This window comes from Pseudomonas fluorescens (assembly GCF_041354075.1).
Taxonomy (GTDB): domain Bacteria; phylum Pseudomonadota; class Gammaproteobacteria; order Pseudomonadales; family Pseudomonadaceae; genus Aquipseudomonas; species Aquipseudomonas fluorescens_CE.
Map to the genome: position 1 here is coordinate 59,544 of NZ_JARZGC010000015.1, position 24,924 is coordinate 84,467.

16 protein-coding genes are annotated in these 24,924 nt (G+C 63.0%); 7 read left to right on the forward strand and 9 right to left on the reverse strand.

Going from position 1 to position 24,924, the window contains the following annotated elements; translation table 11 throughout:
- Positions 1-42 precede the first annotated feature (42 nt).
- Positions 43-2,472, forward strand: coding sequence for a TonB-dependent siderophore receptor (locus tag QIW53_RS18855; protein WP_371051149.1), 2,430 nt, complete (start codon positions 43-45; stop codon positions 2,470-2,472).
- 58 nt (positions 2,473-2,530) lie between these two features.
- Here the strand turns inward: QIW53_RS18855 and QIW53_RS18860 are convergent, their stop codons facing one another.
- Together QIW53_RS18860 and QIW53_RS18865 are read right to left on the reverse strand one after the other, a co-directional pair.
- Positions 2,531-3,973, reverse strand: a complete 1,443-nt coding sequence (locus tag QIW53_RS18860; RefSeq protein WP_371051150.1) for a mechanosensitive ion channel domain-containing protein — start codon at positions 3,971-3,973, stop codon at positions 2,531-2,533.
- A gap of 103 nt (positions 3,974-4,076) precedes the next feature.
- Positions 4,077-4,943 (reverse strand): pirin family protein, encoded by an 867-nt coding sequence (locus tag QIW53_RS18865; protein WP_371051151.1) that lies wholly within the window; start codon positions 4,941-4,943, stop codon positions 4,077-4,079.
- Positions 4,944-5,128: 185 nt separating this feature from the next.
- On the opposite strand from QIW53_RS18865, the gene QIW53_RS18870 reads away from it, so the two are divergent.
- Complete coding sequence (locus QIW53_RS18870) at positions 5,129-5,668, forward strand: PaaI family thioesterase (protein WP_371051152.1); 540 nt, start codon at positions 5,129-5,131, stop codon at positions 5,666-5,668.
- Between the two features lie 43 nt (positions 5,669-5,711).
- On the opposite strand, the gene QIW53_RS18875 is transcribed toward QIW53_RS18870, so the two are convergent.
- From QIW53_RS18875 to QIW53_RS18900, 6 genes are all read right to left on the reverse strand, one after another.
- Positions 5,712-8,954 carry a transporter substrate-binding domain-containing protein gene (locus QIW53_RS18875; protein WP_371051153.1) on the reverse strand — a complete coding sequence of 1,081 codons (3,243 nt, stop codon included), beginning with the start codon at positions 8,952-8,954 and terminating at the stop codon, positions 5,712-5,714.
- Positions 8,955-9,581, reverse strand: coding sequence for a response regulator (locus QIW53_RS18880; protein WP_371051154.1), 627 nt, complete (start codon positions 9,579-9,581; stop codon positions 8,955-8,957). It lies immediately after the preceding gene.
- 110 nt (positions 9,582-9,691) lie between these two features.
- Positions 9,692-10,105 (reverse strand): response regulator, encoded by a 414-nt coding sequence (locus QIW53_RS18885; RefSeq protein ID WP_371051155.1) that lies wholly within the window; start codon positions 10,103-10,105, stop codon positions 9,692-9,694.
- Positions 10,106-10,269: 164 nt separating this feature from the next.
- The gene (mgtA, locus tag QIW53_RS18890; protein ID WP_371051156.1) at positions 10,270-12,969 is read right to left on the reverse strand and encodes a magnesium-translocating P-type ATPase; all 2,700 of its coding nucleotides are present in this window, start codon (positions 12,967-12,969) and stop codon (positions 10,270-10,272) included.
- A 520-nt stretch (positions 12,970-13,489) separates the two neighbouring features.
- Entirely contained in the window at positions 13,490-14,827 is a 1,338-nt protein-coding gene (locus QIW53_RS18895) for a lysine N(6)-hydroxylase/L-ornithine N(5)-oxygenase family protein (RefSeq protein WP_371051157.1), read from the reverse strand.
- Positions 14,828-14,975: 148 nt separating this feature from the next.
- Positions 14,976-15,455, reverse strand: a complete 480-nt coding sequence (locus QIW53_RS18900; RefSeq protein WP_371051158.1) for a sigma-70 family RNA polymerase sigma factor — start codon at positions 15,453-15,455, stop codon at positions 14,976-14,978.
- 323 nt (positions 15,456-15,778) lie between these two features.
- Here QIW53_RS18900 and QIW53_RS18905 point away from each other — a divergent pair, with 323 nt between their 5' ends.
- The 3 genes from QIW53_RS18905 to QIW53_RS18915 are packed head-to-tail and all read left to right on the forward strand — an operon-like array spanning position 15,779 to position 20,327.
- On the forward strand, positions 15,779-16,951 hold the full coding sequence (locus QIW53_RS18905; protein ID WP_371051159.1) for an efflux RND transporter periplasmic adaptor subunit: 1,173 nt from the start codon (positions 15,779-15,781) through the stop codon (positions 16,949-16,951).
- Positions 16,952-18,925 carry a MacB family efflux pump subunit gene (locus QIW53_RS18910; protein WP_371051160.1) on the forward strand — a complete coding sequence of 658 codons (1,974 nt, stop codon included), beginning with the start codon at positions 16,952-16,954 and terminating at the stop codon, positions 18,923-18,925.
- 7 nt (positions 18,926-18,932) lie between these two features.
- Complete coding sequence (locus QIW53_RS18915) at positions 18,933-20,327, forward strand: efflux transporter outer membrane subunit (protein ID WP_371051161.1); 1,395 nt, start codon at positions 18,933-18,935, stop codon at positions 20,325-20,327.
- A gap of 66 nt (positions 20,328-20,393) precedes the next feature.
- Here the strand turns inward: QIW53_RS18915 and pvdP are convergent, their stop codons facing one another.
- Positions 20,394-22,022, reverse strand: a complete 1,629-nt coding sequence (pvdP, locus tag QIW53_RS18920; protein ID WP_371051162.1) for a pyoverdine maturation tyrosinase PvdP — start codon at positions 22,020-22,022, stop codon at positions 20,394-20,396.
- Between the two features lie 244 nt (positions 22,023-22,266).
- On the opposite strand from pvdP, the gene pvdM reads away from it, so the two are divergent.
- Together pvdM and pvdN are read left to right on the forward strand one after the other, a co-directional pair.
- The gene (gene pvdM / locus QIW53_RS18925) at positions 22,267-23,637 is read left to right on the forward strand and encodes a pyoverdine-tailoring dipeptidase-like protein PvdM (protein WP_371051163.1); all 1,371 of its coding nucleotides are present in this window, start codon (positions 22,267-22,269) and stop codon (positions 23,635-23,637) included.
- Positions 23,634-24,917, forward strand: a complete 1,284-nt coding sequence (gene pvdN / locus QIW53_RS18930) for a pyoverdine-tailoring periplasmic protein PvdN (RefSeq protein WP_371051164.1) — start codon at positions 23,634-23,636, stop codon at positions 24,915-24,917. Before pvdM ends, pvdN begins: the two co-directional genes overlap by 4 nt.
- Positions 24,918-24,924: the final 7 nt, after the last annotated feature.

Below are 24,924 nucleotides of genomic sequence, written 5' to 3' on the forward strand. Positions count from 1 at the left end.
GGATAGACCTCTTCAATTCCACGCGCTCGACAGGAACGCCGAATGACTTCAATGCTGCCGCACCGCCCCGCCGAATTCCCGCTCAAGGCCCTGAGCCTGAGCGTTGCCCTGGCCTTCACCGTCTTGCTCCCGGTTACCGGCCAGGCGGCCGACAGTGTCAGTGAAAGCACCGCGCGCAGCGTCAACATCGCTCCGGGCCTGCTCAGCCATGCCCTGGCGCAATTCGCAGTGGCGGTGGGCGTGCCGCTGTCGTTCGATCCGGCGCAACTGGGCGCTCGTCAGAGCCCGGGCTTGCAAGGCAGCTACAGCGTGCAGTCAGGCTTCGCGCAATTGCTCGAAGGCAGTGGTTTCGAACTGATCAGCACCGGTGCCAACGGCTACACGCTGGCGCCGCGCGTGTCCGCCGATGGCGCGCTGGAACTGGGGGCCACCAATGTCAATGCCCTGCGCGACGACAACGCCGAGACCTACGGCGGTGGCCAGGTCGCCAAGGTGGCGCAGGTGGGCATCTTCGGTAATCAGGCCTTGAAAGACCTGCCCTTCAGCGTCACCAGCTACACCGCCAAAACCATGGCCGACCAGCAGGCCCAGACCATCGGCGATGTATTGCTCAACGACTCGTCGGTGCGCCAGTCCTCAGGTTTTGGCAACTTCTCCCAGGTGTTCATGATTCGCGGCCTGCCGTTGCTGTCTGACGACATTTCCTATAACGGTTTGTACGGCATCCTGCCGCGGCAGATCATTGCGACCGAGGCCCTGGAGCGGGTCGACCTGTTCAAGGGCCCGAACGCCTTTGTCAACGGCGTGACGCCCAGCGGCAGCGGGATTGGCGGCGGCGTCAACCTGCAACCCAAACGCGCCCAGGATGTGCCGACCCGCAGCATCACCCTCGAACACAGCAGCGATGGCCAGGTTGGCGGGCATCTGGATCTGGGTCAGCGCTTCGGCGAAGACAACCGCTTCGGGGCACGGGTCAACCTGATGCAGCGCGAAGGCGACACGGCTGTCGATGACGAAGACCGTCGTTCCTCGCTGATCAGCATCGGCCTGGATTACCGAGGCGATCGCCTGCGGGTGTCGACGGACTTGGGCTACCAGAAGCAGGTAATCAACCAGGGACGCTCGGTGATCTACGTCGACGCCGCCCTGAGCAAGGCGCCCAAGGTGCCGCACGCCAATGCCAGTTACGCGCAAAGCTGGAGCTATTCGCAGCTCGAAGACACCTTCGGCATGGCCCGCGCCGAGTACGACCTCACTGACAACTGGACCGCGTATGTGTCCGGGGGCGCCAAGCACACCCGGGAGAATGGCGTGTATTCGTCGTTGACCGTGAACAACCTCAACGGCAACGCCAAGGGCGGCATGCTCTATTCGCCCCACGACGAAGACAACAAAAGCCTGATGGCCGGCCTCAATGGCCACTTCGCCACCGGCCCGGTGACCCATCAGATGAACTTTGGCCTGGCCGGCATCTGGGGCCAGCAACGTTCGGCGTTCGAAACCATCGGCGCCGCCTCGCGCTATGACACCAACCTCTACGACGTGACGGACAAACCGCGTCCACGTCCGACATCGTTCGCCAGTGACATTTCCGATCCGCGCATCGTTGGCAAGAACACCCTGCGCAGCGCAGCGGTGTCCGACACCCTGGGCTTGCTCGATGACCGCGTATTGCTGACCCTGGGCGTGCGGCGCCAGGAGATGAAAGTCGACGGCTGGGCCACTGCCAGCGGCGCACGCACCTCGAGCTACGAGGAATCGATCACCACCCCGGTCTACGGCCTGGTGATCAAGCCGTGGGAACACGTGTCGTTCTACGCCAACCGCATCGAAGGCCTGGCCAAGGGCCCGACGCCGCCGACCACCGCGATCAACCGCGACGAAACTTTCGCCCCGGTGCGCAGCAAGCAGGTCGAAGCCGGCGTGCGCCTGGACATGGACACCTACGGCGCAAGCCTGGGCGTCTACCGCATCGAGCAGCCTGCCAGCTACACCCAGAGCGGCGTGTTCCGGGTGGATGGCGAGCAGGTGAACAAGGGCGTTGAGCTGAACCTCTACGGCGAGCCGCTGGACGGTCTGCGCCTGCTGAGCGGCGCGACCCTGATGAAGACTGAAATCGAAGGCAGCGCCAACGGTGTCAACGACGGCAACCGCGCGGTCGGCGTGCCGCGCTTCCAGTTCAACGTCGGTGCGGACTGGGATGTGCCGGGCATCGAAGGCGCCGCTGTCAGTGCACGAATGTTGCGCACCGGCGGGCAGTACCTGAACGCCGCCAACACCCAGAGCATTCCGGCGTGGAACCGCTTCGACCTGGGTTCGCGCTACGCCTTCAAGCTCGACGACAAGGAAATCACCTTGCGCGCCAACCTGGAGAACGTGGCGAACAAGGCGTACTGGGCGTCGGCCTATGGCGGTTACCTGACCCAGGGCACGCCGCGGACATTGAAGGTGTCGGCGACCCTGGATTTCTGATCCCGGACTGCCGTAAGGCCGCTGACGCCATCGCGCAGCGGCCATCCACGCGAAACCCTCAGGCGCGGCTGCGCAACCACTGCAAAAACCCTCTCTTCGGCGCCACCTTCGGCGCTTCCTCGGTCAGCGTCTGCGCCCGGTGCAGGCGATAATCGAGCAGCGCCTTCATCGCCTCGCCAATGTCATGCCGCGCATCCAGGCACGGCTTGAGGTAATCCTTCTCGATCCGGTACAGGCTGCAGGCTGTCTTGGCGCTGAATTCGGCAGGCAGCGACGTGTCCGACAGAATGCCACCCTCGCCGATCACTTCACCCGGCCCCATGCGCCCGGACTCGAACTTGACCCCGGCACGGCTCAGCGCCACCGTCACCACGCCGGATTCGACGATGAACAAATGGTCGCTGACCTCCCCCGCTGGCAGGATCGTTTCCCCGGCACGGAAGGTCTGCAGGGTCATGTGCTGACTGAAGGTTTCCTTTTCCTCCTGGCGCAGGGTGGAGAAAATCGCCGAGCTTTCCAGCAACGCCCGTGGCCGTGACAGATTCACCGGCGCATTCGACTCGACACTCGACAACAGGCTCACGCCCGAGGCCTGCAAGTGCCGGAACGCCAGGTCGAACAGCAGATTGCGCACCATGCGTTTCTGGTCCATCGACGCCACGAAACCACTGATTTCGTACTCCACGCCGGTGGCGCTCGAGCCTTTGAGCGCGACGCTGGGCGCCGGTTTGCTCAACAGATGGCGACACCCCTCCACGGCCCGTTCCAGCGCATCGATCACCGTCTGCGGACGCGCATGCGGGCTGAGCTGAAGGGTGATCGACACGCCGAACATATCACTCGGGCGGCTGAAGTTGATGATCTTGGCCTTGGCCGCCAGCGAGTTGGGGATCACCGCCATGCTGCCCTGGGACGTTTGCAGGCGCGTGGCGCGCCAGTCGATGTCGGTCACCCGGCCTTCGGTGCCGTCGATGGAGATCCAGTCATCCAGTTGATAGGGTTTGGTGGTGTTGAGGACTATCCCCGAGAACACGTCGCTGAGGGTGCTTTGCAAGGCCAGGCCGACGATGATCGCCAACGCGCCGGAGGTCGCCAGCACGCCCTTGACCGGCAAGTCCAGCACGTAGGCCAGCGCGGCAATGATCGCAATCAGGAAAATCACCGCGCCCAGCAGGTCCTGGAGCAGGCGCCCGGTGTGCCCGACCCGCTGCATCATCCCCGCCCCGATCAGCACCGTCAGGGTCCGCGCGCCAAACAGCCACCAACCGATCTGCAAACCGGTCGCCGCCAGGTGCAGCGGTACGTTGTCGGACCAGGGCGCAGGCTCCAGCGGGTTCAGGCCTTCGTTGAACAGCAGGATGCTGAACAGCGAAAAGATCAGCAGCCGCACCAGCAATTTCCAGTTGCTGCCATTGGCGCTGATCAGGCGCCATAACCCCAGGTCGATAAGGATCAGGATCAGCGCGCAGATCAGCGGGTGATTGGTGAGCAGTGACAGCATCGAACAGCTCCAACCGAATTCGGATGGGCACAGTGTAGGAGCAATTACCGGTCCGGGAGCAATACCCAAAAGCGTGCTCGAGGGGCTGGATGGCGCCCGTGTTTCAAACGCTCATCTGTCCGAAGCGCCCCGAATGAAAATCAGCGAACGCCTGGTGGATCTCCTTCTCGCTGTTCATCACGAACGGACCGTGGCCGACGATGGGCTCGTCGATGGGCTCGCCGCTGAGCAGCAGCACCACGGCGTCGTTGTTGGCTTCCAGGCTGATCTGCTGGCCCGCACGTTCGAACAATGCCAATTGCCCTTGTCGCACCAGCTCCTGTCCGTTGACCTGAACCGTGCCGCGCAGCACCACCAACGCCGTGTTGCGACCTTCGTGCAGGTCGAGTGACAGCAACTTGCCGCCATTGAGGCGCAGGTCCCAGACATCGATCGGGGTGAAGGTTCGCGCCGGTCCGGTACGGCCCTCGAATTCACCGGCGATCAGCCGCAGGCTGCCGGCCTGGTCCTTGAGCGGGATATTGGCGATGTCGCTGTCGAGAATCGTCTGGTAACCCGGTTCGGCCATCTTGTCCTTCGCCGGCAGGTTGACCCACAACTGAACCATTTCCAGGGCGCCGCCGGACCTGGCGAAGTCGGCGGAATGAAACTCTTCATGGAGAATCCCCGACGCCGCCGTCATCCACTGCACATCACCGGGGCCGATCTTGCCGCCGCTGCCCGTGGAATCGCGGTGTTCCACCTCGCCGTCGTAGACGATGGTCACCGTTTCGAAACCGCGATGCGGGTGTTGGCCTACACCGCGACGTTCAGTGGTCGGTGAAAATTGTGCAGGGCCGGCGTGGTCCAGCAGCAGAAACGGGCTGATGTGTTCAGCCAGGTTGTCGTAGGAAAACAGCGTACGAACCGGAAAGCCATCACCGACCCAATGGCTTTGCGGGCTGGTGTAGACGCCTATGAGGTTTTTCATGAAGTCTCCAAATCTGTGGTGTAACCCGATGGATAAAGCTTAAAACTGGAGGCTTTGGCGCGCTAGACGGCAAAAACAAGTCTGAGCGTTCCACAGGGAGGACGATATGCGGGGCTGGCGGGGATTTTATTTCGGACATAATATCAAGCCAGATTACAACCATAATATCGACCGAGGACATGCTCATGCAAAACCCGACCCGCGACACCATCCTGGCGCAATGGATCGCCGAGGAGGACGCCATGCGCAACCGCCTGGCGGAACCCGGCAGCCTGTCGCTGGCCGAAGTCAGCGCGTTGTCCCCCGGTGAATTCTTCGACGGCATCGGCAACGGCGAACTGCCCTCCCCGCCCATTGGCACCTTGATGGATTTCATCCCGATTCAATGGTCGGCCGGGGTTTTCATTTTCCAGGGTACGCCCGATTCTCGGCACTACAACCCGCTGGGCAGCGTGCATGGCGGTTACGCCGCAACCCTGCTGGATTCGTGCATGGGTTGCGCGATTCATACCCAGCTGAAAAAGGGCCAGGGCTACACCACCCTGGATCTGCGCATCAGCTATGTGCGCGCGCTGACGGGCGCCAGTGGACCGGTGCGGGCCGAAGGCAAGATCGTGCACCTGGGACGCTCGACGGCACTGGCCGAGGGACGGATCTACGACGTGGATGGGCGCTTGTATGCCACAGGTTCGACCACTTGCATGATCCTCGAGGCGCGCCAGTAAGCCAGCGAAAATCCCGAAACACACGGCGCCTGAAATCCCGGCTTCAGCCCTGGGAAAGCTGTTGGTCCAGCCGCGCCATGGCCTGCTGCAACTGGTCGACCGCCTCGTCGATCTGTGCAGCACGACCCTCGCCGCAGGCGCGCTCAAGTGCCTCGCAGCACGCGATCAGTGCTGATGCCCTGACCATCAGCGCGCCGCCCTTGATGCGATGGGCAAGCGTGCAGAGGCCCGATTCATCGTCGGTGGCATGTACCCTGAGCAGCTCTTCCCGATCGGAACGATTGCTCGACAGCAGATCTTGCAACAACTGCCCGATCAGTTCGTGGTCCTCACCGACGTACTGTTGCAAGCCGCTCAAATCGATCTCGGATGTGGCTGGGGATGGCTCGGAGGGCTCCACCCTGGGTCCAGCGCAAAACTTCGCCGCCAGCCAGGCATTCAGGTCGGCCAGGCGGATCGGTTTGAACAGGCAGTCGTCCATGCCTGCCTCCAGGCACCGGGTTTTCTCCTCGGGCTGCGCATTGGCGGTGAATCCCAGGATCAGGCTCGGCGGCAGCCCCTGGGCGCGCTCTCTTTCGCGGATCGCCTGGGCCAATCCATAGCCGCTGAGCACCGGCATATTGCAGTCGGTGATCAGCACATCGAAATCCGCCGCGCACCATTTCTCGAAACCTTGCCGCCCGTCCTCCGCCGCCGTGACCCGGTGGCCGAGGTAATTCAGTTGCCGTGTCATCAACAGCCGGTTGGCCGGGTAATCGTCGACCACCAGAATCGTCAGCGCGCGGCTTTGCGCAGGGGCCGGGGTCTCGGGCAACAGGCTGTCGTCGACCGACTTCAACAACGGCAGCTCCAGGCTGACGTCGATCCGCGTTCCGCGACCCTTTTCACTGTCGAGTTGCAGCCGGCCCCCCATCATTTCACACAGGGTCCGGCTGATCACCAACCCCAGCCCGGACCCCTGCCGGTCAGATTGCCGGCTGTTGCCGGCCTGGACGAAGGGGCTGAACAGGCGCTGCTGGTCGAACGCGCTGATGCCGATACCAGTGTCCTCGATGCGCAGACGGATCGCCAGCCCCCCCGATTCCTGCGGCTCGACCCGCAAGGTCAGGCTCACTTCCCCCTCGTGGGTGAACTTGATCGCATTGCTCAGCAGATTGGACAGTACCTGCTTGAAGCGCGTGGGATCGATCAGCACATCGCAGTCGCTGTGCTCGTCCAGGTCGACCCGCCACTCCAGGTTCTTCTGCCGCGCCAGCCCCTCGAACACCCGGCAGACCGAGGTCACCAGCGTACGCAGGTTGGCGCGCTCCGGGGTCAGGGACAAATGCCCGGATTCGATGCGCGCGATGTCCAGAATGTCACCGATCAACGCCAGCAACTGTTGCCCGGCATTGGACGCCACTTCGATGGCGCCACGGTCGGTGATGCCGTCATCCGCACGCTTGAGCGCCAGTTCGAGCATGCCCAGCAGTGCGTTCATCGGTGTGCGGATTTCATGGCTCATGGTGGCCAGGAACGTGGTCTTGGCACGGTTGGCATCGTCTGCCGCCTCTTTGGCCTCCTGCAATTGGCCGAGCAGTTGCTGGCGCAGGCGAATCTGCCGGCGCTGCCAGGCGATCCAGGCCAGTGCCAGCAACAGCAACAGACCTGCGCTGGCAAAGGCCTGGAGAATGCCCTGGCGGTGAAGCAGCCAGAAGCTCTGTTCGACCATCAGGTCGTTGCGCCAGTAACCGGTCATCTCATCGATTTCTTCCGGGGCAATGCTGAGCAACGCCTTGTCCAGGATCGAGTGCAGCTCCACCGCATCGCGGGCGGTGGCCAGGGTGCTGCGGGCCGGGTCGGTGCCGACCGTACTGGTCACTTGCAGACGGTCACGGTATTGCCGCGAGATCATGATCCGCGCACCGATCAACGAATTGATCGCGCCGTCGGTCTTGCCCTGGGCAACGCTCTCCATGCCATCGGCGGTCAACGGCGCATTGACCAGCTCGACCTGCGGAAAATGCTGGCGGACAAACTCACCGGCACTGTTGCCCTGGGTCACGGCCAGCGTCTTGCCCGCCATGTCGTCCAGCGTCCTGGGGTTGTCGGGCCCGACCCGTGTCACCAGCACATTCGGGCTGGTCAGAAACGGCCGGGTGAACCGCAATTCGGTTTCGCGCTCGATGCTCGGGCTGATACCCGCCACCACGTCAATCCGCCCGGTCCTGATGCCTTCAAGCATTTGCGCCACGGATTGCACCGGCTGAAAGTCGAACTTCAACCCGGTACGCACACTGATTTTTGCCAGCACATCAATGCTGATGCCGCGGTACTTGCCTTCACTGTCGATAAAGGAAATCGGCATGAGGTTGTCGTTGACCGCCACGTTCAGGCGCGGATGCTGATCGAGCCAGCGTTGTTCGGCCACGCTGAACTGCAACGCCTGGGTGCCGGCGATCGACGATCCGCTGGCCCCCCACCGGCGCAGGATAGTGATCCGTTCATTGGTCGGGACCGCGGCCAGCGCCTGGTTGACGATGCGTTGCAACTGGCCGCTGCCATTGCCCATCGCGAACGCGAAGCGCCCCGACTCCATGGGGGAAAAATCCGCCAGTTGAACGTTGTTCAGGTAGTTTTTGCTGATCAGGTAGTGGGCGCTGATGGCATCGCCGATGAAGACGTCGGATTGACCAAAGGCGACCGCGCCCACGGCGCCCAGCGTAGAAGGAAACAGTTGCACGTCCGCCTTCGGATAGAAGGCCCGCACCTGCTGCTCGGGCAGATAGTGATACAGCATCGCCAGGCGTTTGCCGGCCAGTTCCGGGTCCAGGGGCAACGTTGCATCGGTGCGCGTGACCAGCACCGGTTGATCGTCGGCATAGGCGCTGGATTTGCGTAATTGCGGATCCTGCGTCTCATACCGGTTGGCCGTCCCCAGCAGGTCAGCCGCGCCAGCCTTGATCGCACGTACCGCCTCGTCCCGTGAAGCGTAGCGGTGGACCTCGATGTCCACGTGCAGCAGCTGCTGGAGCAAACCGGCATAGTCTGCCGTCAGCCCCTCGTAGTCGGTGCCGGTGGTGGTGATGTCGAAAGGAGGATAATCCGGTGCCGTGACCGCCAGCACCAGTCGGCCCTTGTCGCGCAGCCAGGTCGAATCGGTCTCGGACAGCGTGACGCCATAACCATCGACACTCGACCGTCCCAGCAACCTGAGGGTCTGCGGCTGCGCATCGACACTGGAGGTCCAGATCCCAGCGACCAGGAAAAGGCCGATCAGGCTGCCGGGGCGTCGAAAGAATTTCATTCAGATCAGTTGATTACGCTTGGCGAAATCCCTCAGATGCACCTTGGATTCCACGTTGAGTTTTTCCACCAGACGGGTTTTGTAGGTACTGACCGTCTTGTGGCTCAGGTTCATGATCTCGGCAATGTCCTTGTTGCCCATCCCTCGCGCCAGGTACTGAAAGATCGTCAGTTCGCGGTCGGACAGCTTGTCGATCATTTCCGTTTCGCTGCGTTGCAGCGCACTCATCGAAACCGAACTCGTCTCCAGCTGGATGAAATAGGAATAACCGGCCCTGACTGCGTGGACCGCCTTGTGCAAATGCTGCAGATCATTGGTCTTGGACACATACGCCACGGCGCCGGCACGCATGCATCGTTCCTGATAGAACCGCGCTTCCTGACCGGTGAAGACCACGACCCGGCAGCGCACGTCGCAGGCCTGGATTCTGGCCAGCACATCCAGCCCGTCCAGCCCTGGCAGCGTCAGGTCCAGTATCACCAGATCGAGGTGGTGCTCTCGCAAGGCGGGCAACACCTCGCTGCCGGTGGACACTTCGCAGATATGATTGAAACCCTCCTGTTTGAGCAGGATTTTCACAGCAGCGCGAACCACCGGATGATCGTCCGCTATCAATGCTGACTTCATGGCAACTCCCTGTGCAAATACACGACGACCGGGCGATGAAGGCCCCGGGGTCGGACCCGGGTTAGACGCAGTAGCTGCGCGATGACTTTTGCATGTCGCGGCATGTAAGACTAGCTGACAGAAATGACAGTGCCGACGAACGGTCGGCGCGACTCGATGATTGCCATCGACCGTTCAATGAACGGCAGTTCGGGCATGGCGGCCTGGATCACCTGGACCCTTTGCTGCCCATCGGCGGACACCGCTGGCCCTCCCGCATTGTCAGCGCCATAGATCAGGACATGGTGAACCTGTGGGTGATCGAGAAAGAAGTCGTAAAGGTTCAATGCGTCTCCAGCCATCGCGGCGTTGATGACCACCAGATCGAAGGGCACGCCCCCGTAATCGACCAGGGTCAGCAATTCCGCAAGGTTGTGCACCGGCACCACGCGGTAGTAATCGAGCTGATTGAACAAACGCTCGATTCTCATGCGTTGAAAATGTTGCTCGTCGGCAATCAGGATACGTAACGCTTTGTTCGACAAACCGGGACCACCAGAAGCTTTCATATTCGGAAAGTCGCAAGGCTACGCAAGAGCCGTCGAGGTTTCTGTAGGACTATTCCGAAATTCGAGGTATCTCGTCGAGTGTGATCTGTGAGGCGGCGGACCCTGCCTGCGCGCGGGCAAGCAGGATCCATCCCCGACGCTCACGGCCAGCCGAACCGGCGAATGTAGAACCCTTTCATCGCCTGGGTCAGCGCCATGTACGCCAGCAGGATCACGGGCAGGAACACGAAGTACAGCGATGGCAGCGCCTGCAATTTGAAGTAATGCGCCAGCGGGCCCATCGGCAGGAAAATGCCCACGGCCATGATGATCCCGGTCATGACCATCAGCGGCATGGCCGCGCGGCTCTGCAGGAACGGGATTTCTGGCGTGCGGATCATGTGCACGATCAGCGTCTGGGTCAGCAGTCCGACCACGAACCAGCCGGACTGGAACAGCGTCTGGTGGTCCGGTGTGTTGGCATCGAACACGTACCACATCAGGGCAAAGGTGCTGATGTCGAAGATCGAACTGATCGGCCCGAAGAACAGCATGAAACGCCCGACCTCTGCCGGTTGCCAGCGCTGCGGCTGGGTGAGCATGTCCTCGTCGACGTGATCGAACGGAATGGCGATCTGCGAAATGTCATAGAGCAGGTTCTGCACCAGCAGGTGCATCGGCAGCATCGGCAGGAACGGGATGAACGCGCTCGCCACCAGCACCGAAAACACGTTGCCGAAGTTCGAGCTCGCGGTCATCTTGATGTACTTGAGCATGTTGGCGAAGGTACGGCGCCCTTCCAGCACGCCCTCCTCCAGCACCATCAGGCTTTTCTCCAGGAGGATGATGTCCGCCGCCTCCTTGGCGATGTCCACGGCGCTGTCCACCGATATGCCGATATCCGCCGTGCGCAGCGCCGGGGCGTCGTTGATGCCGTCCCCCATGAACCCGACCACATGCCCGTTGCCCTTGAGCAGCCGGACGATGCGTTCCTTGTGGCTCGGGGTCAAACGGGCGAAGACGTTGGTGGTCTCCACCACCACGGCCAGTTCGGCGTCGCTCATGCGCTCGATGTCGTTGCCCAGCAGCAAGCCTTGCTGATCCAGACCGACTTCACGGCAGATCTTCGCGGTCACCAGCTCGTTGTCACCGGTCAGCACTTTCACCGCCACGCCATGCGCAGCCAACGCCTTCAAGGCCGGCGCGGTGCTTTCCTTCGGCGGATCGAGAAACGCCACGTAGCCGATCAGCGTCAGCGCCTGCTCATCCGCCAGGCCATAGGTGTCGCGCCCCTCGATCATGGGCCGGGCAGCCACGGCCACCACGCGCAAGCCCTCGGCATTGAAGTGGGCGGTGACCTGGCGAATCCGCGCCAGCAGGCCGTCCTCCAGTGCTTCGTCGACCACGCCATGGCGCACGCGGGTACAAACCGCCAGCACTTCTTCCACCGCACCCTTGCAGATCAACAGGTGTGAATCACGCTCGGCGACCACCACCGACATGCGCCGCCGGGTAAAGTCGAACGGGATTTCGTCGACCTTGCGAAAGGCCGTTCCGACCTTCAATTGCCGGTGGACCTCGACGTGCTCGAGCACCGCCACGTCCAGCAGGTTTTTCAACCCGGTCTGGTAGTAACTGTTGAGGTAGGCCATTTCCAGCACGTCATCGCTGTCGTTGCCCCAGACATCGACATGGCGCGCCAGAAAGATCCGGTCCTGGGTCAGGGTGCCGGTCTTGTCGGTGCACAGCACGTCCATCGCGCCGAAATTCTGGATCGCGTCCAGGCGCTTGACGATGACCTTCTTGCGTGACAGAAACACCGCGCCTTTGGCCAGGGTCGAGGTGACGATCATCGGCAGCATTTCCGGGGTCAGGCCCACGGCAATCGACAATGCGAACAGCAGCGCTTCGGTCCAGTCGCCCTTGGTGAAGCCGTTGATGAACAGCACCAGCGGTGCCATGACGAACATGAAGCGAATCAGCAGCCAACTGATGTTGTTGACCCCGGTCTGGAATGACGTCGGCGCGCGGTCAGTGGCCCCGACCCGCTGGGCCAGGGCGCCGAAATAGGTGCTGTTGCCGGTCGTCAGGATCAGCGCAATCGCGGTGCCGGACACCACGTTGGTGCCCATGAACAGAATGTTGTCGAGGTCCAGCGGATTACGGGTGTCCCGGTCCTGCTGGCGCGGGAATTTTTCCACGGGCATGGATTCACCGGTCATGGCCGCCTGACTGACGAACAGGTCCTTGGCGTTGAGCACCCGACAGTCGGCGGGAATCATGTCACCGGCCGACAGCACGATGAGGTCACCCGGCACCAGCCGCTTGATCGGCACTTCACTGCGCGGTGCATCGCGGCGCATCACCGTGGCCGTGTTGCTGACCATCGCCTTGAGCGCATCGGCGGCCTGGTTGGATTTGCTTTCCTGCCAGAAGCGCAACAGGGTCGAGAGCACCACCATCGAAAAAATCACCACGGCGGCTTTCATGTCCTCGGTCAGCCAGGAAATCACCGCGAGCACGGTCAGCAGCAGGTTGAACGGATTGCGGTAGCAGTGCCACAAGTGAACCCACCACGGCAGCGGTTGCTCGTGCTCGACTTCGTTGAGGCCGAATTGCTCGCGCAGTGCCGTGGATTCGGCCTCGCTCAGGCCGTCGCGGTGGCTGCCGAGTTGCGCCAGCAGTGCACCGCTGTCACAGCGGGCGGCGCTCACCAGCGTTTGTGCCAGGGTCGGCGGCACTTCGCGGCTGACCGTGGTGTCGCTGAAATTTTCCAGCAGCGCCAGACGCCGGAAATGGCGGGCGATGTGGCGGGTGCGCAGAAATCCGGCGAAGAATTCCTTGAGCAGGCTCAGGTTCATGGCAGTTCCCCCAGGGTCAGCCGGGAAACCTTCGAGCAGGCGTGTCGGTGCGCCGCGATGACGACTGGCGGTCGAACATCACGCACGGTTCAGCGTCGATGAGAGGACGTCGGGAATCCGACCGGGACCGGCCAGGAATCGGGAAGCCGCTGCTCGCTTTTACGGCGAGACAACGGCACGAAAGGCAGTGCGTTATCTTGCCGGGAAGTGGCCGGTTATCGAAACCGGCCGACGACTGTCACTCGAGCAAGTACCCACTGTGGGTCTCCGTTATGGATGAAAACGCGCGAAGCTTACGCCCCGGTATTTGGAGAGTAAACGCAGAATCGGCGTGAGCTGGAGGAACTTCGGAGTTCTTCAGGGAGGGTTCAGGATTCGGCGTTGTGTCGTGCCAGTGCGCCGTCTTCGCGGGCAAGCCCGCTCCCACAGGTTCCTCTCTCTGACACACAATCTGTGTTCACCGAAGATCCCTGTGGGAGCTGGCTTGCCAGCGAAGGCGGCCTGCCAGGCACCGATGCTGTCAGCTGGCAGTCGCCAGCAACAGGTCCGCCATCGACCGGCTATGCCCACGGTCCTTGCCATGCTCGTACAAGGAACCGGCAATTTCATCCGCGCGAATCGGCAGGATCGACAGCAAGGTGTCGCTCAGGCCATGGCTTGCCTGGCAGAAGCCCTGCATGTAGAGGCCCGCCTTGCAGCGCTCGTCGGTGATCAGCTTGTAGTTGCGATCCACCTCGAAGTCACCCAGGTACTGTTCCAGCGGCGCCAGGAGCTTGCGGTGCATCTGCCGTTCGTAACCGGTGGCCAGCACCACGGCGTCGTAGTGTCGGGCCGTGACTTCGCCGGTAGCATTGTTGCGCACCACCAGTTCGATGCCGTGCGCAGTGGCCGTGGCTTTTTCGATGGTGGTCAAGGTGCGGAAGGCATGCCGGGCGATGCCCGAGACTTTCTGGCGATAGAAAATGCCGTAGATGCGCTCGATCAGGTCGAGGTCCACCACCGAATAATTGGTGTTGTGGTACTCGTTGACCAGGCGCTCACGCTCGCTGCTTTTCTGCTGGAAGATCAGGTCGGTGAATTCCGGCGAAAACACTTCGTTGACGAACGGGCTGTCATCCGCCGGCTTCAGCGCCGATCCCCGCAGGATCATGTCCACCTGCACCGACGGAAAGCTGTCGTTCAAATCGATGAAGGCCTCTGCGGCGCTCTGCCCGCCGCCGATGATCGCAATGCTCATCGGCTGGTTGTTCACGCACGGTTGCCTGGCGATTTCGGCCAGGTACTGCGAGTGGTGGAACACCCGGCCATCATCCTTCAGCGCCTTGAAGGCCTCGGGAATGCGCGGCGTGCCACCGGCACTCACCACCACCGAACGGGCGGTGCGCACTTGTTGCTGGCCCTGAGTGTCCCGCGAGATCACGCGCAGCGCTTCGACCTGCTGGTTGTGCAGCACCGGCTCGATGGTCAGCACTTCCTCGCCGTAGCGGCTTTGCGCGGCGAACTGCCCGGCCACCCAGCACAGGTAGTCGTTGTACTCCATGCGGCAGGGGTAGAAGGTGCCCAGGTTGATGAAATCCACCAGACGGCCGTGGGCCTTGAGGTAGTTGACGAAGGAATACGGGCTGGTCGGGTTGCGCAGGGTCACCAGGTCCTTGAGGAAGGAAATCTGCAACTCGCTCTGGGTCACCAGGGTGTTGCCGTGCCAGCGATAGTTGGCCTGCTTGTCGAGAAACAGCACATCCAGCTCGCCCTGGCTCGCAGCGCGCTCCTGCAGGGCGATGGCCAGCGCCAGGTTCGAAGGGCCGAAACCCACACCGATCAGGTCGTGAACGATGGGCGATGCAATTGCCTGTGTCATTTCCAGTGTCCTCTGGATGAACCGCTCAACCGCGGGGAGTAAACCTCAATGACCTGAGCAGCCTGGAGCAGGACAGCAGGTCGTCTGTTGATAGGGAACGAGGACAGTGAAATAAAATTTAAGCGAACGTGCCGGCTGTTGGCGACGATCAGTGAGCGTCCCACCGACGCATCTGCACACGGCAGTGCTTCATCGCGTTGACGATGTGCTTCTCCACCAGCGCCCGGGAAATCCCCAGGCGTTCGGCGATTTCCGGATGCGACAGGCCGTCGAGCTTGCGCAGCAGGAAGCTCTCGCGGCATGGCGCCGGCAATTCGGCGAGCGCGCGCTGGAGCATCTCGAGGCGCTGGCCGTGGTCGAGGCTGCTCAGGGGCGACGGGATGAAATAGCGCTCTTCGTTGTCGAGCACGTCCAGGGATTCGACCTGGCGCAGGGCGTTGCGCCGATGGTCGTCGATGACCAGATTGAGCGCGGTGCGATAAAGGAAAGCCCGGGGTTGCTCGATCGGCGTGTCGCTGGAACGCTCCAGAACCCGCAGATAAGCGTCATGCACCACATCTTCGGCGACCTGGCGGTTGCCCAGCTTGGCGTTCAGGAAACACACCAGCTCGCGATAGTAGTTTTCCAACCATGACTCCCGGCCGCACGCGTGCGACGTCTGTCCTTGAGCCAGATCCGCGACCGCCAGATGGACGGTGGCACGATAGTGGCAATTTCGAGCGTGTAATTTATAGTAATTCTCATATAGATTTAAAGTGCTGTTTGAATTTGCTGCATAAATAGTACTTTCCTACACAGCTGTAACGCTGTGTTTCAAAGGTTAAATTCCTTCGCGAGTCCATCGTTTACAGGACAGCTCCCCGTTTCTGTCGGCCCACCGACAGCGTTCGCCTGGCGCCCTTTGTGAGCGCCACCTGAATGACGGGCCGAATCCATTGGCCGGAACCCTGCATGAAACGTCCCCGTCACGCCCGACGCGCCCTGCTTGTCGCCCTCTGCCTGATCCCGATCATCGCCGTTTCGGCCTGGCAGGTGCTGCCGCCGGGGCGTGATCAATACGCCACGGTGCAAGTCGCCCGTGGCGACATCGAAAGCAGCGTCACCGCCCTGGGCACCCTGCAACCGCGACGCTATGTCGACGTCGGCGCCCAGGCATCGGGGCAGATCCAGAAGATCCACGTGGAAGTCGGCGACCGGGTTGAGGAAGGCCAATTGCTAGTGGAGATCGACCCGTCCACGCAACAGGCCAAACTCGACGCCGGACGCTTTTCCATCGATAACCTCAAGGCTCAGCTTCAGGAGCAACGGGCGCTGCACGACCTGGCGCAACAGAAACACAAACGCCAGCAGCACCTCGCCGCCGGTGGCGCGACCCGTGATGAAGACGTGCAGACCGCCCAGGCGGAGCTGCGCACCACCCAGGCGCGCATCGACATGTTCCAGGCGCAGATCCGCCAGGCCCAGGCCAGCCTGCGCAGCGACCAGGCCGAACTCGGCTACACCCGCATCTACGCGCCCATGAGCGGCACCGTGGTCGCCGTCGACGCCCGGGAAGGCCAGACCCTCAATGCCCAGCAGCAGACGCCGCTGATCCTGCGCATCGCCAAGCTGTCGCCGATGACCGTCTGGGCCGAGGTCTCGGAAGCCGACATCGGCCACGTCAAGCCAGGCATGAACGCCTGGTTCACCACCCTCAGTGGCGGCAATCGGCGCTGGAACAGCACCGTACGGCAAATCCTGCCGATCCCGCCCAAGCCGCTGGACCAGACCAGCCAGGGCGGTGGCAGCCCGGCCAGTTCGAGCAAAAGCGGCTCCGGACGCGTGGTCCTCTACACCGTGCTGCTGGATGTCGACAACGCCGACAACGCGCTGATGGCGGAGATGACCACCCAGGTATTTTTCGTCTCCAGCCAGGCGAAAAACGTCCTCACCGCCCCTGTCGCAGCCTTGCAGGGCGGCGAACAGCCCGACCGCCAGACCGCCACCGTGGTCGCCAAAAACGGTGAAATCCAGCCACGCACGGTACGCACCGGCATCAGCGATCGCCTGAAAGTGCAGATCCTCGACGGCCTGGAGGAAGGCGATCACCTGTTGATCGGCCCCGCCGAAGGGAGTGGCGGCTGAATGCAGACGCCCCTGATCGAACTGCAGGACATCCGCAAGGCGTACGGCGGCGGCGACTCTCCAGAAGTTCACGTGCTGCGCGGCATCGACTTGTCGATCCATGCCGGCGAATTCGTGGCCATCGTCGGTGCTTCCGGCTCCGGCAAGTCGACGCTGATGAACATCCTCGGTTGCCTCGACCGCCCGACCTCGGGCGAATACCGTTTCGCCGGGGAAAACGTCGCCGGGCTCGACAGTGACGAGCTGGCCTGGCTGCGGCGCGAGGCGTTCGGCTTCGTGTTCCAGGGCTACCACCTGATCCCGTCCGGCTCGGCCCAGGAAAACGTCGAGATGCCGGCGATCTACGCCGGCCTGCCCGCCGCCGAACGTCACGCCCGCGCCGCCGCCCTGCTCGACCGGCTCGGCCTGGCCTCGCGCACCGGCAACCGCCCGCACCAGTTGTCCGGGGGCCAGCAGCAACGAGTGTCGATCGCCCGGGCATTGATGAACGGCGGCCACATCATCCTCGCCGACGAACCCACCGGCGCCCTCGACAGCCACAGCGGCGCCGAGGTCATGAACCTGCTCGACGAACTGGCCAGCCAAGGGCACGTGGTGATCCTCATCACCCACGACCGCGAAGTCGCGGCGCGGGCCAAGCGCATCATCGAGATCCGCGACGGGCTGATCATCAGCGACAGCGCCCTCGACAACCCGCAGGTGCAAGCATCGGCCAACCCCGGAGCCCTGCAAGCCGTGGACCTGCGCAAGCGCCTGAGCGAAGGCGCCGAGGCCACCGGGGCATGGAAAGGCGAGCTGGTGGATGCCGTGCACGCGGCGTGGCGCGTGATGTGGATCAACAAGTTTCGCACCGCCCTGACCCTGCTCGGCATCATCATAGGCGTGGCCTCGGTGGTGGTGATGCTGGCGGTCGGCGAAGGCAGCAAGCGCCAGGTGATGGCGCAAATGGGTGCCTTCGGTTCGAACATCATTTACCTCAGCGGCTCAACGCCCAACCCGCGCACGCCGCCGGGCATCGTCACTCTGGATGACGTCGCGGCCCTGGCCAGCCTGCCGCAAGTGATGCGCATCATGCCGGTCAATGGTTCCGAAGCGGGCGTGCGTTTCGGCAACCTCGACCACATGAGCTACGTTGGCGGCAATGACACCAACTTCCCGGCCATCTTCAACTGGCCCGTGGTCGAAGGCAGTTATTTCACCGAGGCCGATGAACGGAACGCGGCAGCCGTCGCGGTGATTGGCCACAAGGTCCGCAACAAGTTGCTCAAGGATGTCGCCAATCCCATTGGCCAGTACATCCTGATTGAAAACGTGCCGTTCCAGGTGGTGGGTGTGCTCGCGGAAAAAGGCGCCAGTTCCGGCGACTCCGACAGCGACGACCGGATTGCCGTGCCCTACTCGGCGGCCAGCGTGCGCCTGTTCGGCACCCATGACCCGGAGTACGTCGCCATCGCCGCCGCCGATGCGCGCAAGGTCAAGGAGACCGAAATGGCCATCGAACAATTGATGTTGCGCCTGCACAACGGCAAGAAGGACTTCGAACTGACCAACAACGCCGCGATGATCCAGGCCGAGGCGCGCACGCAGAATACCCTGTCGCTGATGCTCGGCTCGATTGCCGCGATTTCGCTGCTGGTGGGCGGGATCGGCGTGATGAACATCATGCTCATGACCGTGCGCGAGCGCACCCGCGAGATCGGCATCCGCATGGCCACCGGCGCGCGTCAGCGCGACATCCTGCGCCAGTTCCTCACCGAAGCGGTGATGCTGTCGGTGGTGGGCGGCCTCACCGGGATCGCCCTGGCGCTGATCGTCGGTGGCGTGCTGATCCTCAGCGAAGTCGCCGTGGCCTTCTCCGTGGTGGCGGTGCTCGGGGCGTTTGCCTGCGCCCTGGTCACCGGTGTCGTCTTCGGCTTCATGCCGGCCCGCAAAGCTGCCCGGCTCGACCCGGTCACGGCCCTTACCAGTGAATGATCTCTCGATGAAACCGCGTCTCAGCCTGTTGACCTTGTGCCTGCTGCTCAGCGCCTGTGGCAGTACCACCCCGCGCCCGGACAGCGGGATCGTGACGCCTGCCGCGTGGCAGTCGCCGCACACGGCAAACGCGGCTCGCAGCAACCCGCAATGGTGGACCCGTTTCGGCAGCCCGGAGCTGGACCGCCTGATCGAACAGGCCCGGGCCGGCAGCTACGACCTTGCGGCCGCCGTGGCCCGGGTTCGCCAGGCCCAGGCCGGCACCGTGATTGCCGGCGGCTCGCAACTGCCGGAAATCAAGGGCGCCGCCAACGCCAACCGGCAGAAGCTGCTCCGTGGCAACGGCTACAACCAGCTCGACGTCGACGACAGCAACAAGGCCGTGGACTACTTCGACGCCAGCCTCACCGCCAGTTATGAAATCGACTTCTGGGGCGGCCAGCGTGCAGCCCGGGACAGCGCCCGGTTCGGCTTGCAGGCCAGCGAATTCGATCAAGCCACCGTGGAGCTGACCTTGCTCAGCGGCGTGGCGAGCAGCTACGCGCAAACCCTGTCACTGCAAGAGCAACGGCGCATTGCCGAACTCAACCTGGCCAATGCCCAGCGCGTTCTGAACCTGGTGCAGACGCGCTTCGATTCCGGCTCGGCCACGGCCCTGGAGCTGGCGCAACAGAAAAGCCTGGTGGCCGCGCAGCAACGCCAATTGCCGACGGTGCAGCAACAGGCGGTGGACGCCCGGATCAGCCTCGCCGCCCTGCTCGGCCGTCCGGTGCAGGAACTGGCTACCCTGCAAGAGCCATTCGACCACCTGCAATGGCCGACCATCGAGAGCGGGGTTCCCAGCGACCTGCTCAGCCGCCGCCCGGACATTGCCCGCGCCGAAGCCCAATTGGCTGCCGCCCAGGCCGACGTGCGCGTCGCCCGCGCCGCCATGCTGCCCACGGTGACCCTCAGCGCCAACCTCGGCTCAGGCGCCAATACCGCCGCCGATGTGCTGCGCAGCCCGTTCTACAACCTGACCGCCGGGCTGGTGGCGCCGATCTTCAACAACGGCCGCCTGGGTGCCGAACGCGACAAGGCCAGCGCCCGACAACAGGAGCTGTTGGAAACTTATCGCGCCAGCATCATCAATGGCTTTGCCGATGTGGAAAAAGCGCTCAACAGCATCCGTGGCCTGGACGAACAGCGCCAGTGGCAAGGCGAGGAGCTGGCCCAGGCACAGACCGCCTTCAACATCGCCCAGAACCGCTACCAGGCTGGGGCCGAGGACCTGCTCACCGTGCTGGAAACCCAACGCACACTGTATGCGGCGCAGGACCTGAATGTGCAACTGCGATTGGCGCGGTTGCAGGCGAGCATTGCCCTGTACAAGGCGCTTGGGGGTGGGTGGCAGGCTTTGTAAGCGGTGGTGACCGTCAGGTCGCCATCGCTGGCAAGCCAGCGATGAACGATACCGCGAGCCATCGGCCTAGCTGCTGATCGGATTCACCTTCAAATGCCGCGCATACCACGGCCGCTGCGGCACCCGCTTGAATAACCCTTCGAGTTTATTTTCATCGCCGATGAAGGTGATGCGCAGGGCCAGCTTCATGGTTTCCGGGTCCATCTCCACCGATTTCCCCACCTGCAATCCAGGGGTGGTGCTGCAACCGTGGGTCACCGGCCCCAGCCATGGGTCAGCGACTTCGACCCAACGCCCCGGGGCAAACCACGGCACACCGTTGACTTCGAGCCGGCTGACCTCTCCCGGATGAAAGCGCTCATGGGCGCGGAACCAGTCTTCCAGACGGTCGTCGATCCAGCCGTGAAATTGCCAGAACACCGGGTGCACGTGGGACGAGAACGGGTCACCGAGGAAATCGTTTTCCGCTGCATACCAGCGCGGCGCGAAGTCCGCCGGGTCCCTGGCGAACGGTACGGGCTGGCCGTTCGACGGGTCCCGTGGCACCGACGCCCAGCGCATGTGCAACCAGTCATGCAGGCCCAACTCGACTTCCGAGCCGAACTGCCCCAAGGTCAATTTCGACAGATAACGCGGGTCGCGGTAGCGTGATTCCCAGACTTCGAAATTGCTGTGGTAGGTTTCCGCGGTCTTGATATCGCTGACCCACTGGGTGTACTCGGTGTCCTCGGCGGCCAGCCATGTGGGCGGCAGCGCCATGCCGTCGTGATTGTCGAAGTAGCGGGCGAAGCCTGGCCGGTCGCGTTCGAGCTCCGGCTGCGGCAGGGGGAAACGCGACCACGAAGGCAGATCCTGCATCGACCGCGCCGTGCCAAGCATGTGCCGATGCATGAAGAAAAAGTCGATGCCCGAACCATTGCGATCCTTGCGCGGACCCCGCGCGTCGCGCTCCTGGCCCCGAGGGCCGGGCTGCCAGCCGATACCGCGCAAGGCATCGCGCTTGTCTTCGGGCAAGGTGTGCCATTTGTCCCGGCTGGCGTGCCAAAGCTGGTGAAACAGTCGATGTTCAGGAGAGACCAGCCACGCCAGCAGCGTCGGGTTCAGGCCGACACGCTCACGGGCTTCGGGGAACAGGCGCTTGCGGGCGACGAAACGGTTGTCCTGTGCTGGCTGACCAAGCGGGCGGTCCAGGCGCAACAGGCGACCACTGAGGGTGCCGCTGCCGGCATTGCCGAAATCTGCCCAGACCTCGTCAAGCACGACCGCCAGTTCGTAGGCTGGTGCATCCTCGGCGGACCGGGTATCGAACAGTCGCCAGTAGCGTTCGGTCGCGTCTGCCTGCACCAGATCACCGCTCAAGCGATAACGCGGTTGCCCTTCTCCACGCAGCTTTTCGGCCGTATCGAGGTAGCCGCGCAGGCCGCGTCCGCGCTGGGCAACGTCCAGAAACAATTCCAGCCCCGTCAGCGGCAGTCCCTCGAGCCCCGCGTGCGAGCCTTCGAAACGGATGTCCCAGACACCGCGCAACGAGTTGGCCAATTGTTGACCGGCGGTGTCCGCCAGTTCGACCGTGGCTTCGCCCGGCGTGATCGTCGGGTCCGGCTTCATCCATTCGCGATGCCCGTAAAAAGCCGCCGGCACGGCGGCGCCTGTGACCGCCAGACCTGCCATGAACCATCGTCGAGAAATCTTCATTGCCCTACCTGTGTCAGCCATGGAGCAGGCTTTATCCAAGCTAGAACGTTTGTTGCCGCTGCAAATTTAAACGCTATCGTCGGAACGCCGCCCGGAGCAGGCTCGCTCCCACAATGAATTGCGCACAACCTGTGGGAGCGAGCCTGCTCGTGATAACGTTCGCACAAACGCCTAAATTCCCGCGCCAGCCACTCGTTCCTCCCAGATAGCAAAGGCCCTGCGGGCGAACCTGACTGAGATGGCAATGAAAAGACCACGTTCGAAAAAGGCGCTTTACATCGGCCTGCCACTGGCCCTGGCGATTGGCGCCGTCGGTGGTTTTGCCGCCTGGGATCACTGGTTCAGCGACGACCTCGGTTACCCGGCCAAGGTGGTGAAACAGGCGGACGAGTTGCACCAGCGCCTGCTCTCCTTCGACAGCCACGTCAGCCTCACGCAAAACTTCGGCACCGACGGCAACGAGGCCGACAAGGACGGCGAGGGTCAGTTCGACCTGGTCAAGGCCAACCGTGGCCAGTTGTCCGGCGCGGCGCTGACGATTTTCGGCTGGCCGGAAATCTGGAACGGCGCCAACGCACCGCACAAGCCCACCGACGGCTTCGTCGACGAGGCACGCAACCAGCAGGAAATTCGCTACAGGATCATCACCGGCATGGTCCGCGACTTTCCCAACCAGGTCGCCATCGCCTACACCCCGGATGATTTCCGGCGCCTGCACGGCGAAGGCAAATTCGCGATTTTCATCAGCATGCTCAACGCCTACCCCCTGGGCCACGACCTGAGCCAGCTGGACCTGTGGACGGCGCGCGGCATGCGCATGTTCGGCTTCAGCTACATCGGCAACAACGACTGGGCCGACTCCTCGCGACCGCTGCCGTTTTTCAACGATTCGCCCGATGCGCTCAATGGCCTCTCGGATCTGGGCAAGCAGGCCGTCGGCCGTCTGAACGACCTGGGTGTGATCATCGACGTCTCGCAGATGTCGACCCTGGCCCTGGAACAGGTGGCGCAATTGAGTCGCACGCCGATGGTGGCTTCGCACTCGGCCCCACGGGCGATGGTCGACATTCCGCGCAACCTCAGCGACAAGGAAATGCAGCTGATCAAGAACAGCGGCGGCGTGGTCCAGGTCGTCGGGTTCTCCCAGTACCTCAAGCCGCTGACACAGACCACCCAGGACAAGCTCAACGAGCTGCGCAAGGAATACGGCCTGCCGCCCCTGCCCAATCTCGCCATGGCCCTGATGCCGGGCGATCCGATCATCGCTGCCTGGTCGGAAGAGAAGTTCGGCAAATACGCCAGCCGCCTCTACGCGATCCTCGAGGAAGAACCCAAGGCGAGCCTCAAGGACCTGGGCGATGCCATTGACTACACGGTGCGCAAGATCGGTATCGATCACGTCGGCATCAGCTCCGACTTCAACGAAGGCGGCGGCGTCAAAGGCTGGGAGAACGTCGGTGAGATCCGCAACGTCACCGCCGAACTGATCTCGCGCGGTTACTCCGAGGCGGACATCGCCAAGTTGTGGGGCGGCAACTTCCTGCGGGTCTGGGACCAGGTGCAGAAAGCCGCCAAACCCGCACTGATTTCAAAGCAGGACACCCGTAAACAATGACCGATCGCCGCACCTTCCTGAAACAGGCCGGCCTGTTCGCCGCCAGCCTGCCCCTGGCCGCCGGCCTGCCCAACGTCGCCAGCGCCGCCCCGTTGGCGCCGCCCCTGCCCCGGGACAAATGGGCGCAATTGCGGCAACTGTTCGACCAGGACCCGGACTACCTGCACTTCTCCAACTTCCTCGTCACCTCGCACCCCAAACCCGTGCGCGACGCCATCGACATGCACCGCGCCGCCCTCGACAAAAATCCGGGGCTGGCGATGGACTGGGACATGGGCGTGACCGAGCAACGCGAAGAAGAAGTGCGCGTGTGGGCCGGACGCTACCTCAAGGCCGACGCCAGGCAGATCGCGCTGACCGGCAGCACCACCCAGGGCCTCGCCATGATCTACGGCGGCGTGCAGGTGCGCCCGGACCAGGAGATCCTCACCACCGTTCACGAACATTACGCCACCCACACGATTCTGGACCTGCGCCAGGAACGGGACGGCACCCGGGTGCGCAAGATCCAATTGTTCAAGGACCCGCAAACCCTGTCGCGCCAGGAAATCCTCGACAACATCGACCAGGCGATCAAGCCTCACACGCGCGTGCTGGGCATGACCTGGGTGCATTCGGGCAGCGGCGTCAAACTGCCGATTGCCGAGATCGGGGCGCTGGTGGACAAGCACAACCGCAACCGCAGTGAACAGGACCGGATCATTTACCTGGTGGACGGCGTGCACGGCTTCGGTGTCGAGGACCTGGATTTCCCGACCATGAACTGTGACTTCTTCATCGCCGGCACCCATAAATGGATGTTCGGACCCCGTGGTACCGGCATCGTGTGCAGCCGCAGCGCCGAGGTCAAATACGTCACGCCGATCATCCCGACCTTCTCCGAAGCCACGGCGTTCTCTACCACCATGACCCCCGGTGGTTATCACTCGTTCGAGCATCGCTGGGCGCTCAACGAAGCATTCAAATTGCATCTGCAGTTGGGCAAGGCCGACGTCCAGGCACGGATCCATGCGCTCAATTCCTACCTGAAAACGCGTCTGGCCCAGCACCCGCAGATCGAGCTGGTCACACCGCGGAGCCCGGACTTCTCCTCGGGGTTCACCTTCTTTCGGGTGAAGGGCAAGGACAGCGACGAGATCGCCGCCTACCTGATGCGCAACCGTGTGGTCGCCGATGCCGTGGAGCGCGATGTCGGCCCGGTGATCCGCACCGCCCCCGGCCTGCTGAACAACGAGAGCGAAATCGACCGGTTCATGCTGTTGCTGGCCAAACAGCTCTGAGCCCTGG

Coding starts and splice junctions, on each gene's coding strand:
- QIW53_RS18865 (WP_371051151.1), bottom strand. CDS start 4,943: ATGAAAAACCTCATAGGCGTCTACACCAGCCCGCAAAGCCATTGGGTC.
- pvdN (WP_371051164.1), top strand. CDS start 23,634: ATGACCGATCGCCGCACCTTCCTGAAACAGGCCGGCCTGTTCGCCGCC.
- pvdP (WP_371051162.1), bottom strand. CDS start 22,022: ATGAAGATTTCTCGACGATGGTTCATGGCAGGTCTGGCGGTCACAGGC.
- QIW53_RS18895 (WP_371051157.1), bottom strand. CDS start 14,827: ATGACACAGGCAATTGCATCGCCCATCGTTCACGACCTGATCGGTGTG.
- QIW53_RS18855 (WP_371051149.1), top strand. CDS start 43: ATGACTTCAATGCTGCCGCACCGCCCCGCCGAATTCCCGCTCAAGGCC.
- QIW53_RS18915 (WP_371051161.1), top strand. CDS start 18,933: ATGAAACCGCGTCTCAGCCTGTTGACCTTGTGCCTGCTGCTCAGCGCC.
- mgtA (WP_371051156.1), bottom strand. CDS start 12,969: ATGAACCTGAGCCTGCTCAAGGAATTCTTCGCCGGATTTCTGCGCACC.
- QIW53_RS18870 (WP_371051152.1), top strand. CDS start 5,129: ATGCAAAACCCGACCCGCGACACCATCCTGGCGCAATGGATCGCCGAG.
- QIW53_RS18905 (WP_371051159.1), top strand. CDS start 15,779: ATGAAACGTCCCCGTCACGCCCGACGCGCCCTGCTTGTCGCCCTCTGC.
- QIW53_RS18875 (WP_371051153.1), bottom strand. CDS start 8,954: ATGAAATTCTTTCGACGCCCCGGCAGCCTGATCGGCCTTTTCCTGGTC.
- QIW53_RS18860 (WP_371051150.1), bottom strand. CDS start 3,973: ATGCTGTCACTGCTCACCAATCACCCGCTGATCTGCGCGCTGATCCTG.
- pvdM (WP_371051163.1), top strand. CDS start 22,267: ATGAAAAGACCACGTTCGAAAAAGGCGCTTTACATCGGCCTGCCACTG.
- QIW53_RS18880 (WP_371051154.1), bottom strand. CDS start 9,581: ATGAAGTCAGCATTGATAGCGGACGATCATCCGGTGGTTCGCGCTGCT.
- QIW53_RS18910 (WP_371051160.1), top strand. CDS start 16,952: ATGCAGACGCCCCTGATCGAACTGCAGGACATCCGCAAGGCGTACGGC.